The sequence below is a fragment of the Mycobacterium vicinigordonae genome (assembly GCF_013466425.1).
Taxonomy (GTDB): Bacteria; Actinomycetota; Actinomycetes; order Mycobacteriales; family Mycobacteriaceae; genus Mycobacterium; species Mycobacterium vicinigordonae.
Genome location: NZ_CP059165.1, coordinates 807074 through 827148, shown reverse-complemented (window position 1 = coordinate 827148; position 20075 = coordinate 807074). Strand labels below are relative to the sequence as shown.

The 20075-nt window shown below is 65.9% G+C and carries 5 protein-coding genes; 4 read left to right on the top strand and 1 reads right to left on the bottom strand.

Annotation, left to right across the window (positions count from 1 at the left end):
• Positions 1-28 precede the first annotated feature (28 nt).
• Entirely contained in the window at positions 29-2311 is a 2283-nt protein-coding gene (locus H0P51_RS03440; protein WP_180916652.1) for a PE family protein, read from the bottom strand.
• Between the two features lie 699 nt (positions 2312-3010).
• Here H0P51_RS03440 and H0P51_RS28835 point away from each other — a divergent pair.
• From H0P51_RS28835 to H0P51_RS03420, 4 genes are all read left to right on the top strand, one after another.
• A complete protein-coding gene (locus tag H0P51_RS28835) occupies positions 3011-7036 on the top strand; it encodes a PE family protein (protein WP_180916651.1) in 4026 nt (1341 codons plus the stop codon).
• A gap of 148 nt (positions 7037-7184) precedes the next feature.
• On the top strand, positions 7185-8354 hold the full coding sequence (locus H0P51_RS03430) for an FAD-binding oxidoreductase (RefSeq protein ID WP_180916650.1): 1170 nt from the start codon (positions 7185-7187) through the stop codon (positions 8352-8354).
• 15 nt (positions 8355-8369) lie between these two features.
• Positions 8370-9254: an aldose 1-epimerase gene (locus tag H0P51_RS03425; RefSeq protein WP_180916649.1), complete on the top strand. Its 885-nt coding sequence runs from the start codon at positions 8370-8372 to the stop codon at positions 9252-9254.
• 137 nt (positions 9255-9391) lie between these two features.
• Positions 9392-19924, top strand: coding sequence for a PPE family protein (locus H0P51_RS03420; protein WP_180916648.1), 10533 nt, complete (start codon positions 9392-9394; stop codon positions 19922-19924).
• The last annotated feature ends 151 nt before the right edge of the window (positions 19925-20075 follow it).

The window sequence follows — 20075 nt, the reverse complement described above, 5'->3', positions numbered from 1 at the left end:
CCCGGGGCGACCCCGACCTGTCCGACAGTCACGACCCGTTCGTCCCGTTCGCGCCGAACAACAGACCTCCGGTGCCCGCGATACCGGCCGGATTGCCACCGTTACCACCGCGGCCGATCAGCTGGGCATTGCCGCCGTTGCCGCCCGTGACGACAGCCCCGCCCCGACTCGACCCGGCGTCGCCGCCGTCACCACCATTACCGAACACTCCGCCGCGGCCGCCGTTGCCGCCCGCTCCGGCGCTTTGACCCGTGGCGGCGCCATTGCCTCCCCGGCCGCCCGCTCCGCCGTTGCCTAATATGCCACCCGCGCCACCGTCACCACCGGCGAAGCCATGACCCGAGGGCACCGCGCCTCCCTGGCCTCCGACCCCGCCGTTGCCGATCAGAATGCCGCCGGTGCCACCATTCCCACCGACTCCCGCCCCGCCGGCGCCACCGGCCCCGCCGGCACCGATCAGACCCGCGTTGCCTCCATTACCGCCGGCCACAGCCGTGCCCGTGGCCGCACCGGCACCGCCGGCACCGCCGTTACCGAAGAACAGGCCGGCGTTGGCACCGGCCTGGCCGGTGCCTCCGGCGCCGCCATTGCCGATCAGCTTGCCGGCCCTGCCGGCCACCCCGCCGACGCTCCCCAGGCCCCCGTCACCGCCGTTGCCGAACGTTTGTGCATTGCCGCCCGCGCCTCCGACTCCGCCGGAAGTCCCGTTCCCACCGGCGCCCCCGTTGCCGTACAGAAGGCCGCCGTCACCGCCCGCGCCACCGGCACCTCCGAGCAGGCCGCGATTCGAGCCACCGACGCCGCCAAGGCCGCCGTTGCCGATTAACCGGCCATTGCCGCCAGCGCCGCCGGCTCCGGCCATACTCCCGGTTGCCGCCGCACCGCCCATCCCGCCGTCGCCGCCGTCGCCGTAGATGGCTCCGCCGCTGCCGCCGGCCCCGCCGGCACCACCCGCGCCGCCGGCCGAGTTGCCGGGTCCGCCGTTGCCGCCATTGCCGCCGCGTCCGGACCATCCTGCTGAGCCGCCGTTGCCTCCGGACCCGCCGCTACTGCCGTTTCCGCCGTCACCGCCGTTGCCGAACCCTCGCCCGCTCCCGCCGTTACCACCGCCGGCCGGTACAGATCCGGCCCCCGCGTCGCCACCGTGTCCGCCGTTGCCGAACAGCCATCCGCCGGTGCCGCCCGTGCCGCCGGTCCCTCCGGCAAATCCACTGCTTCCTTGCCCTCCCGCTCCGCCGGCACCCCCATTGCCGAACAAACCGATCGCATTGCCGCCGTTGCCCCCGGCCGCCCCGGCCGCAGCAAGGGGCCCGGTGCCGCCGGCTCCGCCGGCCCCGCCGTTACCGATCAGGAGCCCGCCGTCGCCGCCGGCACCGCCCGCGGCGTCGAAAGACGGTGTGGCGCCGCCACCGGCACCACCGTTGCCGATCAATCCACCATTGCCCCCATGCCCTCCGCCGGCGAGCGTGCCGGGGCCCCCGGCACCACCATTGCCGTATAAAAAGCCACCGTTGGCGCCGGACTGTCCGTTGCCACCGGCGCCGCCGTCGCCGATCAGTAGTCCGGCCCGGCCGGCGGCCGCGCCCATGTCACCGGGCCCGTTGGGACCGTTCAAGCCAGCGTTTCCGCCATTACCGAATAGCACCGCATTGCCACCGGCCCCGCCGACTCCCCCGAGACCAAAGGTTCCGGAAGATATGCCCCCGACACCGCCGCTACCACCGGAGCCGAACAGCAAACCACCGGTGCCGCCTGCCCCGCCGGCTCCACCGTTCGACGCCCCGATCCCCCCGGCACCGCCGTTGCCACCGTTGCCGATCAAGCCCGCAGCACCACCGTTACCGCCGGGACCACCGGACGCGCCCGATCCGCCGTTGCCGCCGTTGCCGATCAGCAACCCGCCGTCGCCGCCGGCAGCACCTGTGCCCGCTAGCCCGTCGGCGCCGTTACCGATCAACGGTCGTGAAAATAACGCTTCGCTAGGTGCATTCACCGCACCCAGCAAATCCTGGCCGACGATTTGCGCGACGTTGGCCGCCTCACTGGCGGCGTAAGAGCCCGCACCCGCCGTCATCAGTTGGACGAACTGGGCGTGAAACGCCTCGGCCTGGGCGCTGAGCACCTGGTATGCCTGAGCGTGGGCGCCAAATAGCGCCGTAATGGCCACCGACACCTCGTCGGCGCCGGCGGCCAACACACCTGCGGTGGGTCCGAGGGCAGCAGCGTTCGCGGCCCCGATCGCAGAGCCGATGCCGGAAAGATTGGCGGCGGCCATTGACACGAATTCCGGTGCCGCGATCACGTATGACATGTCTTAACCCCTTCGGAGACTAACGAGAACACCTTGGCACGCCGGGCCCTGGAACCGCACCGTTTCGCGCAGATCGTATGGCGGCCGGGCGGGCCGCACAGACGCATTACCTGTCGTCACAGCTATCTAGCGGGGTGCGAATGGGAAATTCACAGGAACTTTATTTGCTCCACTGAAAGAATTGTTGGAATGCCATTCTGAAAAGGCCCGAGTGGATGTGCCTTAGGTATCCATTCTCGCCACGCTTGACGGTGTCATTTCATTCTCGAAAGAATTGCGGCGCGACAGATACCTCATGTACCTCATGGCGGCGTCATCGCGGGGCCGTTAGGCGCACATGGAACCGATGCCTGCGGCACTGACATCCGCCAGAAGCGCGCCCAAGCCCGGCCAACAAGAGGCGACCAGCGCGGTCGAGCACCAATACCAAAGCCTGGGTCCGTAGTGCTGCGACGGCCGGAATGCCCTGGAGTGTCCGTGGTGCGTTCACCAACAGAATTTGGGCGAGCTTGTACACCGTACCGTTCCCGTCACGCCTGCGCTCTACGTGGATCGTTTGCTCCATGGACAGAGTTTTTGGAATCTGTTTCTATGCATCAGACGATTCCGGGCACATGCCTGGCGTCCCTGTGATACGCGTTCTAGTCACAGATTCACTTCGTTGAAGGTAGTGGATGCCCACCACGCAAGGGGGTCGTCATGTCGCTGGTAGCGGTGCCGGATGTCGTTCTTCGTTCATCCCAGGAGCTCACCCGGTTGAGTTCGCTGATCGATTCCGCCAACGCAGCTGCCGCGCTGCGTACCACCGAATTACTGGCGGCTGCTGACGATGAAGTGTCGGCGGCGATCGCGACCTTGTTCAGTAGCCACGGCAACGAATACCAGCTGTTCAGTGCGGCGGCGGCGAACTTTCACGACCGATTCGTTCAATCCCTGACTGCCGCCGGACAGGCATACGCACGCGTTGAGTCCGCGAATACCGCATGCCTGCAGGAACTTTCGAATATCTTCAACGCCCCGGCCCAGGCAATCTTGGGCCGGCCACTGATCGGCAACGGCGCCAATGGCACCGCCGCCAACCCCAATGGTGGCGACGGCGGGCTGCTCTGGGGCAGCGGTGGCGCCGGTTATTCACAGACCACCGCAGGCCTGACCGGCGGGGCCGGTGGAGCGGCCGGCCTGATCGGCAACGGCGGCGCCGGCGGCCGCGGCGGCGCGGGAGCTGCCGGCGGCAACGGTGGTAGCGGTGGGTGGTTGTTCGGCAACGGCGGCGCAGGCGGTGCCGGTGGCATCGGGGTGAGCGGTGGCGCCGGCGGGATCGGCGGGGCCGGCGGGCGCGCCTGGCTGATCGGTGCGGGTGGTGCCGGCGGCATGGGTGGTACCGGCGCGACGGGTGCTCTCGGTATTTCTGGGGTGGCCGCCGGTGAATCCGGCCACATCGGTGGTGGCGGCGGACTGGGCGGCAACGGTGGTGCCGGCGGCGCGGGGGGGCTCCTGATCGGCAGTGGTGGGGCCGGCGGCATCGGCGGCACCGGGGGTACCGGCGGCGCCGGGGGCAGCGGCGTCACCGGGGCGACGGTCGGCGCAGACGGCCTGACCGGTGGTGACGGCGGCAACGGCGGCAGCGGGGGTACGGGAGGTCACGGCGGGGCGGGCGGTTCTGGCGGCCTATTCGGCGCGTCCGGCGTGCAGGGGGCCGGCGGCCAGGGTGGGGTCGGCGGGGCCGGCGGGGTGGCCGGCGACGGTGGAGCCGGGGCCATGGGTACTTTCGCCAACGGCGGCACCGGCCAAGGCGGGCACGGCGGAAATGGCGGCAACTCCGGGACCGGTGGGGCCGGCGGTGCCGGTGGGGCGGGCTCCAGCACCGGGGCAAATGGGGCGGCCGGCGCGACTCCAATCAGCGGCAACGGCGGCGCCGGCGGCGCCGGCGCGGATGCCACCACCCCCGGACAAACCGGCGGCAACGGCGGCACCGGCGGCAACGGCGGCAACTACGGCACCGGCGGGGCCGGCGGCGCCGGAGGCAAAGGCGCTGGCGGCGTCAACGGGATCGGCGCCGACGGCGGCCAAGGCGGGCAGGGTGGTGACGGCGGCACCCAGGGCGGCGACGGCGGAGCCGGTGGCAAAGGCGGCAGAGGCGGCGACGGAGCCGCCGGCCAGCAAGCAACCCTGGCCGACGGCAGCGATGCGACCGGCTACGCCGGCGGCAATGGAGGGCAAGGCGGTCGAGGCGGCGCAGCTGGCGTCCATGGCACCAACGGCAACGGCGGGGTCGGCGGCGACGGCGGAACTGGCGGCACGGGCGGCACCGGCACCACGGGCATCGATAGCAACGGCGGCACGGGCGGCCGGGGCGGCAACGGCGGTGCGGCAGGTGCTGGCGGCAGCGCCGGCACCGGGGCCGGAGCAGCGGGCACCGACGGTGCGGCGGGTACCGGCGGAACCGGCGGCGACGGCGGCACCGGTGGCACCGGCGCCAGCGGCATCAACTCCGCCTCCGCTGCGGGCACCGGCGGAACCGGCTACGACGGCGGCCACGGCGGCAACGGCGGCGCCGGCGGTGCCGCGGGTGCCGGCGGAACCAACGGCAATGGCGGCGAGGGCGGCCAAGGTGGAACCGGTGGCACCGGCGGCCACGGTGGCAACGGCATGCAAGGCGTCACACCGCCCAGTGGCGGCGGCAGCGGCCAGGGTGGTCAAGGCGGAACCGGCGGGAACGGCGGCGACGGCGGTGACGGCGGCGCCGCCGGAAACGGCGTGGGCACGGCGGGCAGCATCGGTGACGGCGGCACAGCAGGTACCGGCGGTACGGGAGGTACCGGGGGCCAAGGCGCGACGGGCACCAACACCGCCGTCGCCGGCATCGGCGGAACGGGCGGCACCGGTGGCGATGCCGGTAGCGGCGGAGCAGGCGCCAGCATGGGCAACGCGGGCACTGGAGGTACGGGGGGTCAGGGCGGCCAGGGCGGCCAGGGCACCCAGGGCACGTACGGTGGGCCTAATTCCGGGGCTACTGGCGGAACCGGAGCCGATGGCGGCCACGGCGGCAAAGGCGGCACCGGTGGCACTGCCGGCGTCGGCGGAACCAACGGCGACGGGGGCCAAGGGGGCCAGGGCGGCACCGGCGGGATGGGCGGCTTCGGGGGCAGCGGCGCGCAAGGCGTCATACCCGCCGGCGGCGGCACCGCCGGCCAGGGTGGTCAAGGTGGCGACGGCGGAACCGGCGGAACTGGCGGCGACGGCGGTGCCGCTGGTAATGGACTCGGCGCGGCAGGCAAGACGGGTATCGGCGGCACCGCCGGCACCGGTGGGACGGGCGGCCAGGGCGGCCAGGGCGCGGCCGCCACTTCGACGCTTGGCCCCGGTATCGGCGGTACCGGCGGCACCGGCGGCGGCACCGGTACCGGAGGAATGGGATCCACCCAGGGCAATGCAGGCGCCGGTGGGACCGGGGGCCAAGGCGGCCAGGGCGGTACGGGCGCCACCGGCACCGCCGGAGCCACAGCCGGGTCGACCGGCGGCGATGGGTTTGTCGGCGGGACGGGCGGTAAGGGTGGTACCGGCGGCGTCGGCGCAACCTACGGCGACGGTGGTCAAGGGGGCCAGGGCGGCACCGGCGGCACCGGGGGGACCGGCGGGGCCGGTGCGCAAGGCGTCACACCGGCCGGCGGCGGCACCGCCGGCCAGGGCGGACTGGGCGGCAATGGTGGGACCGGCGGCACAGGCGGCGAAGGAGGTACTGCCGGAGGCGTCGGCGCTAAGGGAGGCAACGGCGGCACTGCCGGTACGGGCGGTACGGGCGGTACCGGCGGAACGGGTGCCGCGGCAACAGCTACGTTGGGCCCGGGCACCGGCGGGACCGGCGGGACCGGCGGTGCGGCCGGTACCGCAGGACCAGGCGGCTCCGGCACACAACAGGGAGCGGCCGGCGGTGCCGGACGCGCCGGGACCGGCGGGACCGGCGGTACTGGCGGCGAAAGCAACTACGGGCCCGGCGGTAAGGGTGGTACCGGCGGTGCTGGCGGACTGGGCAGCGCGACCGTCGCCGGGGGTAACGGAGGCGCCGGTGGGTCCGGCGGCGATTCGATCATCAACTCGAACATCAGCAATACCGACGCCTCCGGGGGTGCTGGCGGCGACGGCGGGAAGGGCGGCTACGGCGTCGTCGGCGGCAACGGTGGTACCGGTGGCCAGGGTGGCAGCGGCGGACGGAGCTACACGCACGCGGCCGGGGGCAACGGCGGCAACGGCGGCAACGGCGGCGACGGCATCACCGCCGGCGGACGGGGCGGCACTGGCGGCTATGGCGGCTATGCGGGTGTCGCGTCATACCCCGTTAGTGGCCAGCCGGTCCCCGGCCAGTCAGCCGGCGGCAACGGCGGCAACGGTGGCAACGGCGGCAACGCCTCCAATGGCGCTGGCGGGCAGGGCGGCGCCGGCGGCCAGGGCTGGTTCCCCGGTCCCGATAGCAATGGCGGTGACGGCGGTAACGGCGGCATGGGTGGTGCCGGCGGCGGCACCAGCGGTGCTGGCGGCGACGGCGGTAGGGGTGGTACCGGCGGCGAAGGCAATACTTTCTACAACACCGCAGGCGGAACGGGCGGCGACGGCGGCGACGGCGGCGACGGTACCGGCGGCAAAGGCGGCGGCGGCGTTATGGGGTCCGGGCCATCCGGGGCCACCGGTGGTGTCGGCGGCGCGGGTGGGAAGGGCGGACCCGCATAGCCTCACCGACGTCGCGTCCGACCGCCGATCCGGCGACGCTAGCTCTGATGGTGTTGTCCGTCTCCGTGGAGCAAATTGCACCGGTGCCCAGGACCGGCCAGCAAGACGCGACAAGCGCGACCGAGCCGGACGCCTAAAATCGGCGTCCGTGGGCCTCGAGGATCGTGACGCAATGCAGGTGCTGCGCGACGCCTTCGCCCAGGAGCCGGGACGGCCCAGTGATCTCGTGCGCCGCTTCTACACCCACTGGTTCGCCATCGACACGTCGGTGCGTGACTTATTTCCGCCCGAAATGCACAGCCAGCGAACCGCTTTCGCGCATGCGATGCACTGGCTGTACGGCGAGCTGGTCGACCAGCGCGCCGACCAGCCGGTAGCCTTTCTGGCGCAGCTCGGTCGGGACCACCGCAAGTACGGTGTGCGCCCGGCGCACTACGAAACGCTGCGCCGCGCGTTGCACTCGACGTTGCGCACCCATCTGGCCGACGCGTGGACCGATGCCGTCGCCGCGGCTGCCGAGCAGTCACTGAATCTGTTCGCCGGGGTGATGAGCGGCGCGGCCGACTCCGACGACGCACCTGCTTGGTGGGACGGCACCGTGGTCGAGCACACCCGGGTGTCGAGGGATCTCGCGGTCGTTCGGCTGCGCCTGGATCGTCCGCTGGATTACCACCCCGGACAGTACGTCAACGTGCACGTCCCGCAATGCCCGCGCCGCTGGCGCTACCTGTCCCCGGCGATTCCCGCCGACCCCGGCGGCGGGGTCGAGTTCCACGTCCGGGTGGTACCGGGCGGCCTGGTCAGCAACGCGGTCGTGACCGAGACGCGGCCCGGTGACCGGTGGCGGTTGTCCAGTCCGCATGGCGGCCTGCACGTCGACCGCGACGGCGACGACGTGCTGATGGTCGCGGGCAGCACCGGCCTGGCGCCGCTGCGGGCGCTGATCATGGACCTCTGCCGCTTCGCCGAGAATCCTCGGGTCCACCTGTTCTTCGGCGCTCGCTACCCGTGTGAGCTCTACGACCTGCGCACCCTGTGGCAGATCGCGGCGCACAATCCCTGGCTGTCGGTGTCGCCGGTGTCGGAGTACAACAGCGATCCGTCCTGGGCCGCCGACTATCCCGACGTGTCCCCGCCCCGCGGACTGCACGTACGCCAGACGGGAAGGCTGCCCGATGTCGTGACCAGATACGGCAGCTGGGGCGATCGGCAGATCCTGATCTGTGGCGGTCCGGCGATGGTCAGCGCCACCAAGGCCGCTCTGGTGGCCAAGGGGGCGCCACCCGAGCGTATTCAGCACGATCCGCTGTCCCGCTGAGGCTAAGCTGGCCCGGTGCGCGTCGTCACGCTGCAGGACTTTTCGGTGACGGCGGAGTTCGTGCCGGAGGCGGGGATGATCGGCACGTCACTGCGGGACGCCGGGGTAGAACTCCTCGGCCAGCGCCGCGGCCTGGACGCCTACCTGACTTCGGGAAAGACGATGGGCATCCCGATTCTGTATCCGTGGGCAAATCGCTTGGGCGCCAACACTTTTACTGCCCAGAGTGCGACCGTGACGCTGACCCCCGGAGTGAACGGTGTTCGGGCCGATCCCGCCGGACTGCCGATCCATGGTGTGCTGGCCGCTTACCCGAACTGGCGAGTGACGGCCGAATCGGCCCACGAGTTGGCCGCCGAATTGGACTTCGGCGCCGACCCGCGTCTGCTGGCCAGCTTTCCGTACCCGCACCTGCTCACCGTGAGCGTCCGGCTGGCCGAGCGGACGCTGACCGTGCGCACCACCGTGACCGCGACAGCTGATCTGGCGGTGCCGCTGTGCTTCGGCTACCACCCGTACCTGCAACTGCCGGGCACCGACCGCGCCGACTGGGTGATCGAGACACCGGCGCTGCGCCATCTGTCGCTCGACGAGCGCGGCCTGCCGACTGGCCGCACCTCCGAGCAGCCGGCACGTGCACAGCAGTTGGGCACCAACACCTTTGACGACGCTTACGATCAGGTCGACGAGGGGGCGGTGTTCGCGGTCTGCGGCGGGGATCGTCGACTGGAGGTGCGTTTCGACTACGGCTATTCGGCGGCGCAGGTCTTCGCGCCGCCCGGTGAGGATCTGGTCTGCTTCGAACCGATGGCCGCACCAACGGACGCGTTGCGCAGAGCGGGATACCGGTGCGCACGTCCGGGCGAGCCGACCGTGGCGGCGTTTTCCATCCGGATTTGAACCGGTACCAGCTCCACCAGAATCGGATTCTGCACTAAATACCCACTCTTTTTCCGCGAATCAATGCGAGTCTGCGTCCGACAGTTGTTGAATATTCATCTGCCGATCGACCGTTGGGTAGCAGTTAGGGACAATTGATGAGTTTCGCGATGCTTCCTCCGGAGGTCAATTCGGCGCGTCTGCTGTTGGGCGCCGGTTTGGAACCGATGTTGCGGGCGGCGGCGGCCTGGGACGGGCTGGCCACCGAGCTGGGCCTGGCGGCGTCCTCCTTCTCCTCGGTCACCGCGGGCCTGGCGGGCTCCGCCTGGCAGGGCGCATCCGCGGCGGCCATGGCCAGCGCCGCGGCGCCCTACCTGGGCTGGTTGACGACGGCGGCGACGCAGGCCGAAGAGGCCGGAGCACAGGCTCGAGTCGCGGCAGCGGCCTTCGAAGCCGCAGTGTCCGCCACGGTCCACCCGGCGATCATCTCGGCCAACCGCTCCCAGTTCGTGTCGCTGGTCCTGTCGAACATATTCGGCCAAAACGCGCCGGCAATCGCCGCCAGCGAAGCCAGCTACGAACAGATGTGGGCCCAGGACGTGGTCGCGATGTTCGATTACTACACCGGCGCCGCGTCGGCGGCAGCAGCGCTCGTCCCGTTCCCCGAGGGTCTGCTGAGCCTGCTCGGTGTCTCTTCCCCAACCAGCGTCCCGAGTCTGGACGCGCTCGCAGCGGTGGCTGCCAGACCGTCCATCAATGTTGGTTTGGTCAATGTCGGTGACGGCAACTTCGGCAACGCCAACATTGGCAACTTCAACATCGGTTCGGCCAACGTCGGTGACCTCAACTTTGGCCTCGGCAACTTCGGCACCGGAAATTTCGGCTTCGGAAACATCGGCCCGGGGCTGACGGCCGCCGTGAGTAACATCGGTTTCGGAAACACCGGCAGCGGAAACATTGGCTTCGGCAACACCGGCAACAACAACATCGGCTTCGGCAACACCGGCAACGGCAACGTTGGCATCGGTCTCAGCGGAAGCGGCCTCAACGGATTCGGCGGCTTCAACTCCGGGACCGGCAACATCGGATTGTTCAACTCGGGTACCAATAACGTCGGTATCGGCAACTCTGGTGATGGCAACTGGGGCATCGGCAACTCAGGCAACAGCTTCAACACCGGCATCGGGAACTCCGGCGAAGCCAACACCGGCTTCTTCAACAGCGGGATCGCCAACACCGGCTGGGGCAACACGGGCAACTACAACTCCGGCTTCCTGAATCCGGGCAACAGTAACACCGGTGGCGTTAACGTGGGCAATTACAACACCGGCTTCCTGAACTACGGCAACTACAACACGGGTCTTATCAACCCGGGCAACGTCAACACCGGCGCCTTGAACACAGGCAACTTTAACAACGGGATCCTGTGGCGCGGTGACAACCACGGCCAGTACTTCGGTGGCGGAGCGGGCTTCTTCAACTCGACCACTCTCCCCTCGTCAGGTTTCTTCAACACAGGCCAGGGCGCCGCGTCGGGTGTCTACAACACCGGCGCCAACAACTCCGGTTTTTTCAATACGGCAGCGAACGCCCTGGGCGTCGGTGCATCGGGCATCGGAAACAGCGGCGCCTCCATTTCCGGCTACTTGAACTCCGGCAACACCGTTTCGGGTTTGTTGAACACAAGCAGTCTGGCCGTCACACTGCCGGCATTCACCTCCGGTGTTGCCAACAAGGGCAGCTTCGTTTCGGGTTTCTTCCGAAACTTCTCGTTAGATCTGGGCTTGGCGAATGTCGGCACCGACAACCTCGGGTTCGGAAACGTCGGCCAGGACAACATCGGAATCGGAAACTCCGGAAGCGGCAACATCGGCTTCGGCAATTCCGGTGACAGAAACATCGGATTCGGCAACCTCGGTACTTCAAACTTCGGCGCCAGCAATGTCGGCGCGGGGAACTTCGGTAACGCAAATATTGGACAGAACAACGTCGGTGTCGGCAATTCCGGCAACTTTAACTACGGTTTCGCGAATCTGGGTAATTACAACGTCGGCCTCGGCAACGCAGGCAACAGCAACCAGGGCATCGCCAACACCGGCAACAACAACGTCGGGCTCGCCAACACCGGCAACAACAACATCGGCGTCGGGCTCAGCGGCAACGACCGGTTCGGAATCGGGGCTGCGAACTCGGGCACCGGCAATATCGGGCTGTTCAACTCCGGCACCAACAACGTCGGCCTGTTCAACTCGGGCGACGGGAATGTCGGCATTGGCAACTCAGGCACCGGCAACCACGGGTTCCTCAACGCCGGCATCAACAACTGGGGCTTGGAGAATCCCGGCACCGGCAACACGGGTTTTTGGAACACCGGCAACTGGAACACCGGAATCGGCAACGCCGGCAACTTCAACTCGGGCTTCTTCAACGTCGGCTTCTACAACACCGGTTCCTTCAACGTCGGCCGGACCAATACCGGCGACTTCAACGTCGGCAACGTCAACACCGGCGGCGTCAACCCGGGGGACACCAACACCGGCTACCTGAACACCGGCCGAGTCAACACCGGATTCCTCAACAGCGGCAATTTCAACAACGGCTTCGGTGAATCGGGCAACAACGCGGGCCAGATCGCTATCAACCTCTCCTACACCACGCCTTACGTCCCGATAGACATGTCGATGAACATCCCGGTGAACGTGGTGAGGCAGCTGGGCGGCATGGTGATTCCAGTGACCCAGGAAGGGCAAGTATTCCCCAAGACCTATTTCCTACCGGTGCCGCTGATCGCCCCGCAGGGACTCTTCTACATCGGTCCCATCATCCTCGGCGGCTCGACCATCACCGCTCCGCTCGTCACCCTAACGATCGGCGGGCCGACGATCACATTGCCGATCAGCATCACCGGCGCCGTCGAGAGTCGCACGATCACGTTCCTGGATATCCCTGCCGCCCCCGGTTTCGGGAATTCGACCACCAATCCTTCTTCAGGCTTTTTCAACAGCGGTACCGGCGGATCATCCGGTTTCCAGAACCTGGGCGCAGGCACGTCGGGCATGTTGAACGTCGCGACCGCGCTCGGCAACTCCGGCTTCCAGAACGTCGGTTCGCTGGTTTCGGGCTGGGCGAACCTCGGCAACAGCGTCTCTGGCTTTTACAACACCAGCACTCTCAACCTCGCCACCGCGGCCAACATCTCCGGTATCGACAACCTCGGGGCCAATCTGTCCGGAGTCTTCAACACCGCGTCCGGCAGCACCTTCAATTTCGGCTTGGGCAACCTCGGCGCCTTCAATATCGGCGACGGAAACCTCGGCGGCCTCAACATCGGCAGTGGGAACCAAGGCTTCAGCAACTTCGGCCTCGGCAACCTCGGCAGCGACAACTTCGGTTTCGGTAACGTCGGCGACGGAAACTTCGGTTTCGGTAACGCCGGCCCGGGGCTCACCGCCGCGCTGCACAACATCGGCTTCGGCAACCTCGGCAGCGACAACTTCGGTTTCGGCAACACCGGCGACGGCAACGTCGGCTTCGGCAACACCGGCAACGGCAACATCGGCATCGGCCTGACCGGCAACAATCAGATCGGCATCAACTTCGCCGGCATGTTCAACTCCGGCAGCGACAACATCGGCTTCGGCAACTCCGGCACCGGCAACGTCGGCATCGGCAACACCGGCAACGGCAACTGGGGCATCGGCAATACGGGCAGCTTCAACACCGGCATCGGCAACGCCGGCAATACCAACACCGGTTTCTTCAACACCGGCAACTTCAATACCGGTATCGCAAACGGCGGCAACTACAACACCGGCGTCGCCAACATCGGCTCGTTCAACACCGGCACGGACAACCTGGGCAACTACAACACCGGCGGTTCCAACAGCGGCAACTACAACACGGGTTTCGCTAACACCGGCAACATCGACACCGGCGCATTCAGCACCGGCGACATGAACAACGGCTTCCTATGGCGCGGCAATCAGCAGGGCCTGTTCGGTGCTGGATACCGAATCCACATTCCTGAGATTCCAGCGCACGTCACCGTCGACATTCCGGTGAACATCCCGATCACCGCAGGCTTCACCAACACGGTGTTCAGCGGAATAACCATGAGGGATGTGGCGTTCGGGCTGGACGTCGCAATCGGGCCGCTCCCACTGGCCTCGGGGGTGATCAGGTCTCTGACCATCCCACCCATCACGGTCATCGGCCCCGCAATCAACGCCAATATCGGGGCCCTGGACGGCTCAACGCACATCTTCATTCCGGCGACAGCCTCCATCGGACCGGCCGACTGGACACTGTTCAACATCCCGGCGACGCCGGGAATCTTTAATACCACCACCGCGCCGTCGTCGGGCTTCTTCAACAGTGGCACCGGAACGGTCTCGGGCCTCCTGAACGCCGGCGCCAATATCTCCGGCATCCAGAACTTCTCGCTTCTCGGAGGTGTGTCTGGGTACAAGAACTACGGCTCGTTGCTCTCGGGCATGTCGAACCTCGGTGACGGCATCTCGGGCCTGTTCAACACGGGCCTGGCCACACCGGCCAACGTATCGGGTATTTCGAACGTGGGCACCAACCTCGCGGGCCTGTTCTACAGCCAGGTGCCCCCGCCGGGCTTCTCGACGTTCAACCTAGGCCTGGGCAACGTCGGGTCGAACAACATCGGTTTCGGCAACGTCGGCGACAACAACATCGGTTTCGGCAACGTCGGCAACAACAACATCGGTTTCGCCAACAACGGTCTGGCCAATCTCGGCTTTGGCAACCTCGGTAGTCACAACATCGGCCTGGGCAACCTGGGCGATCACAACAACGGCTGGGGCAACCTCGGCAACTCCAACTTCGGCTTCGGCAACGCCGGCAACTCCAACATCGGTTTCGCGAACACCGGCAACACCAGCCTGGGCCTGGCGAACACCGGCAACCACAACGTCGGCATCGGTCTCGACGGCACCGACCAACAGGGCTTCGGCGGGTGGAATTCCGGGACCGGAAACAGCGGGCTGTTCAACTCCGGAACCAACAATGTGGGCCTGTTCAACTCAGGTACCGGCAACGTCGGTATCGGCAACTCCGGCGCCGGAAACTGGGGTATCGGCAATGCCGGCGTCACCAACACGGGCTTCTTCAACGCCGGCAACGTCAACACCGGCTTCTTCAACCCCGGCAACGTCAACACGGGCGTCGGCAACGTCGGCAGCTACAACTCCGGCAACTTCAACGCCGGTAACTTCAACACTTTCAGCTTCAATCCGGGAAATTACAACACCGGCTGGTTCAACGTCGGCGACTACAACACCGGCGCCGGGAACTCGGGCAATGTCAACACGGGCTTCTTCAACGCCGGCAACTACAACAACGGCATATTCTGGCGGGGCGATTATCAGGGGCTGTGGGGCTTCAACTTCACCGAATCCATCCCCGATACCGCTATCCCGGTCAAGCTCCACGTACCCATCTACCTCAACATCCCGATCACCGCCAACCTGGGCATCGTTACCGTGCAGGGCTTCACCATCCCGTCCTTGGTTGTTGACGCGACCTTCTTCGGCTCCATCACGGCCAGGGTGATCAACGTTCAATCGTTCTCCATCCCGAATATCTTGATCAGGCTTCCCGCAATCGGCGGCAACATCGGGGGCGGCAGCAGCATGCCGCCAGGACCGCCACTGATCGATATCACCGGCATCGGCAGCCTGCTGCCCATCAAAATTCCCTTCATCGACATTCCTGCCACGCCCGGCTTCCTGAACACCACGACCGCCCCGTCGTCGGGGTTCTTCAACAGCGGTTCGGGCACCTCATCGGGCTTCTTCAACGTCGGCGGCAACGTGTCGGGCCTGTTCAACCTCACGTCAGGCATGACGGGTGTCTCCGGCTTCAAGAACTTCGGCGACCTGCTCTCCGGCGTTTCCAACTTCGGCAACACAGTCTCGGGCTTCGTCAACACCAGCACCCTGGGACTGGTCAACCCCGGCAACGTTTCCGGCATCGAGAACATCGGCAACAACATCGCCGGCTTCTTCAACAACAATCCGATCGCCAACATCGGCGCGGCCAACATCGGTTTCGGCAACATCGGCGACGGCAATGTCGGCAACGACAACTTCGGCTTCGGCAACCTCGGCAGCAACAACTTCGGCCTCGGCAACGTGGGGAACAATAACGTCTTCTCCGGAAACCTCGGCAGCTACAACGTCGGCTCTGGAAACCTGGGCAACAACAACTTCGGCCTGGGCAACCTAGGCAACTACAACCGGGGCTTTGGTAACGACGGCAGCTTCAACATCGGCTTTGGCAATACCGGCAACAACAACATCGGCATCGGCCTCACCGGCAACGGCCAAGTCGGGTTCGGCGCCCTCAACTCCGGCTCCGGCAACATCGGGCTGTTCAACTCGGGCACCAACAATGTCGGATTCTTCAACTCCGGGACCGGCAACGTGGGCATCGGCAACTCGGGCATCGGCAACCAGGGCATCGCGAACGCCGGTATCGGCAACTGGGGCATGTGGAATCCGGGTAACGGCAATACCGGCATCGCGAACGCGGGCGACTACAACACCGGCCTGTTCAACGTCGGTACCACCAACACCGGCTTCGCGAACCCCGGCAACTACAACACCGGGATGGACAACACCGGCAACTTCAACACCGGTAACTACAACTCGGGCAGCTACAACACCGGTGATTTCAACAGCGGTAACTACAACACCGGCTTGGGCAACTACGGCAACGTCAACACCGGGTTCTTCAACGGTGGCAGCTTCAACAATGGCATCCTCTGGCGGGGCGATTACCAGGGCCTGCTGGGTGCGCATTTAGCGCTCGACATCCCGGAATTCCCGCTGCTGAACATGGACATCAATATTCCGGTCCATATTCCCATCAACGCAGACCTCTCCAACCTGCTGGTCAACGGCTTCACGTTCCCGGCCATCGTCATCAACGCACTCGGGATCACGAACTTCGTCATCGGACCCATCGCAATTCCGAGCATTTCCGGCACCCTGCCGAAGATCGACATCAACATCGGCAACCCCGACGGTTCAAGCTCGATCCCGATCCATATCCGCAGTGCATTAGGTCCGATCCACGTCGTTTTCCTCGACATTCCGGCGACGCCCGGATTCGGGAACACCACCAGCGCGCCGTCGTCGGGCTTCTTCAACAGCGGCCCGGGCAGCGTGTCCGGGTTCGGCAACATGGGCGCCAACGTCTCCGGCTGGTGGAACGCCACGAGCACCTCGGTCTCGGGCTTCCAAAACCTCGGCTCGCTGACCTCAGGTTGGGCCAACCTCGGTAACACCGTCTCCGGCTTCTACAACACCAGCACGGTCGACCTCGCCACGCCGGCCCACCTGTCTGGCCTCAACAACATCGGCACCAACCTATCCGGCTTGTTCCGCGATCAAGCCGGCACCATCTTCAACGCGGGCCTGGCCGACCTCGGCCGACTGAACCTGGGCGACGCGAACATCGGAAATTTCAACCTGGGCAGCGCCAATATCGGCAGCCAGAACTTCGGCTTCGGCAACCTCGGCGACCTCAACATCGGCTTCGGCAACGTCGGCAGCGGGAACATCGGGTTCGACAACGCGGGCCCCGGACTGACCGCCGCCCTGCACAACGTGGGCTTCGGCAACATCGGCAACTACAACTTCGGCATTGGCAATACCGGCGACGGCAACATCGGTTTCGGCAACACCGGCAACAACAACATCGGCATCGGCCTGACCGGCAACGGGCAATTCGGGTTCGGACCGCTCAACTTCGGCATGAACAACTTGGGCCTGTTCAACCTGGGCAACGACAACTTTGGCCTCTCCAACGCCGGCAATTTCAACCAGGGGATCGCCAACACCGGAAACTACAACATCGGCTTGTTCAATACCGGCAACAACAACATCGGCATTGGGCTCACCGGCGACAACCAGACCGGTTTCGGCTCACTGTCGTCCGGTTCGGGCAATACCGGCTTCTTCAATTCCGGCACCGGAAACACCGGCTTCTTCAATTCCGGCACCGGCAACACCGGCTTCTTCAATTCCGGCACCGGCAATTTCGGCATCGGCAATATGGCCAACGGTGGGATAGGTATTGGCCTGTCCGGCGACAACCAGATCGGGATCGGCGGCACGAACTCCGGCAGCTTCAACATCGGCCTGTTCAACTCCGGTACCGGCAACGTCGGCATCGGCAACTCGGGCACCGGGAACTGGGGCATCGGCAACACCGGCACCAACAACACCGGCATCGGCAATGCGGGCAACTTCAACACCGGCATGTTCAACACCGGCAGCTTCAACACCGGCATCGCCAACCCGGGCGACTACAACACCGGCCTATTCAACCCCGGCAACTTCAACACGGGCATCGGCAACACCGGCAACACAAACACGGGCTTCTACAACATCGGCAACTACAACACCGGAATTGCCAACGCCGGCAACTTCGACACCGGCGGGTTCATGACCGGCAGCATGAACAACGGCTGGTTCTGGCGGGCCGACGGCCAGGGTCTGCTGTCGGCCAACTACACCATCGTCGTGGAACGCATCAACGGCTGGCTCACCGTCGATGTGCCGATCAACATCCCCATCACCGGCACCATCACCGACATCAGCATTCCGGCCATCACTATTCCGCAAATCCCCGCCCGGGGAACGCTCGACATCGGCATCCTCGCCGGAACGGTGTTGGCCCCGATCGGCCCGATCAACATCCACGGCGGCGGCGCGTCCGCCCCATCGAACACACCCATCACCATCAGTTTCGGCAATCAGCCCGCCATCAACTTCAACATCGGTAACCCCGACGGCTCCACGAACATCCACATTCAGGGTCTGTTCGGCGCCGGTCCCGCCTATATCCCGCTACTGGATCTCAAACCCTGGCCAGGAATCGGCAATTTCACCACATCTCCGTCGTCGGGGTTCTTCAACTTCGGCAGCGGCCTGTCGTCGGGCTTCCAGAACTTCGGCAGCAACTCGGGCCTGTTCAACTACGCGACCGCGGCACTCGGCAACTCCGGGTTCTTCAACTACGGGTCGATGCAGTCGGGCTTCTCCAACCTCGGCGACGCCATCTCTGGTTTGTTCAACACCGGCAGTGCGACACCGGCCAACTTGTCGGGCTTCCACAACATCGGTACCAACCTGGCCGGCCTGTTCCAGAACGGCCCGAACGCGACCACGTTCAGCTTGGGTCTAGCCAACAATGGCTTCTGGAATATCGGCAACGCCAACCTGGGCGCGTTCAATATCGGCAACGCCAACATCGGCAACTACAACTTCGGCAACGGCAACATCGGCAGCTACAACTTCGGTGCCGCTAACATCGGCAGCTACAACTTTGGCCCTGCCAACTTCGGCAGCGGAAACTGGGGCTTCGGCAACTCCGGGCCGGCACTCACCGCGGCGCTGCAGAACATCGGGATCGGCAACACCGGCAGCTTCAACATCGGGTTCGGCAACACCGGTAATGGCAACATCGGCTTCGGCAACACCGGTGACGGCAACATCGGGATCGGACTGGTCGGCAACGCGCAGACCGGATTTGGCGGGTTCAACTCCGGCAGCGGCAACATCGGACTGTTCAACTCCGGCACCAACAACGTCGGCTTCTTCAACTCCGGCGACGGCAACTGGGGCATCGGTAACTCCGGCAGCTTCAACACTGGCATCGGCAACGCCGGCCTGGTCAACACCGGCTTCTTCAACACCGGCCAGGTCAACACCGGAATCGGCAACGCGGGCAACTACAACACCGGATTGTTCAACTCCGGCAACACCAACACCGGCAGCTTCAACCCTGGAAGTTACAACTCCGGCGACTTCAACACGGGCAGTTACAACACCGGCTACCTCAACTCAGGCAACTCCAACACCGGCGTCGCCAACTACGGCAATTTCAACACCGGTGCGTTCAACGGCGGCAACTACAGCAACGGGTTCTTCTGGCGGGGCGACTACCAGGGCTTGGCACATTTGCAGTACCAGAGCACCATCCCGGCGATCCCCTGGGATTACAGCATTGTCGGTGACATCGACATCCCGATCACCGGAACGATCAACGCCGTCACCCAAGACATGTTCACCATCTCGCAGTTCCAGATCCCGATCAGCCTAGAAGTCACCGTCTGCATCATCTACATCCCGTTCGTGGGATGTGTGCTGTCCGGGACATCCCCCCCAATTCCCATCAGTACCGAGACCTTGGGTCCCTTTACACTCAATCCGTCGGTGATCAACCCAGAGACGCCGTTGAGCTTCAACATCTCGTACCCGATCAACTTTGCCGACAACGGAACAGTGGGACCCTTCACCTTCGGCTTCGATTGGCAACAAACGCCCGGGTTCTTCAACTTCGGCACCGACCCGTCTTCGGGCTTCTTCAACTCCGGGGCGGGCGGCGCGTCGGGCTTCTTCAACTCTGCCAACGGCGCAGTCTCAGGCATTGGCAACGCGTTCAAACAGATCTCCGGCGCGTTCAACGGTGCGGGCCCGAACCTTTCGGGTTTGCAGAATAGCGGCACGCTCGAATCCGGCTGGGCGAACATGGGCAACTTCATATCGGGCTTCTTCAACACGACTATGCTCAACATGATGACCCAGGCGTTCGTATCCGGTGGGTTAAACTTCGGCCGCGACCTGTCCGGATTCTTCAACAACATCATTTAGCTCGCTCACCCGCTACGCGGGCTCCGCTCACCGACCTCCACCCATGGCGCCGCTCGCTCGCCCGCTACGCGGGCTCCGCTCACCGACCTCCACCCATGGCGCCGCTCGCTCGCCCGCTACGCGGGCTCCGCTCACCGACCTCCACCCATGG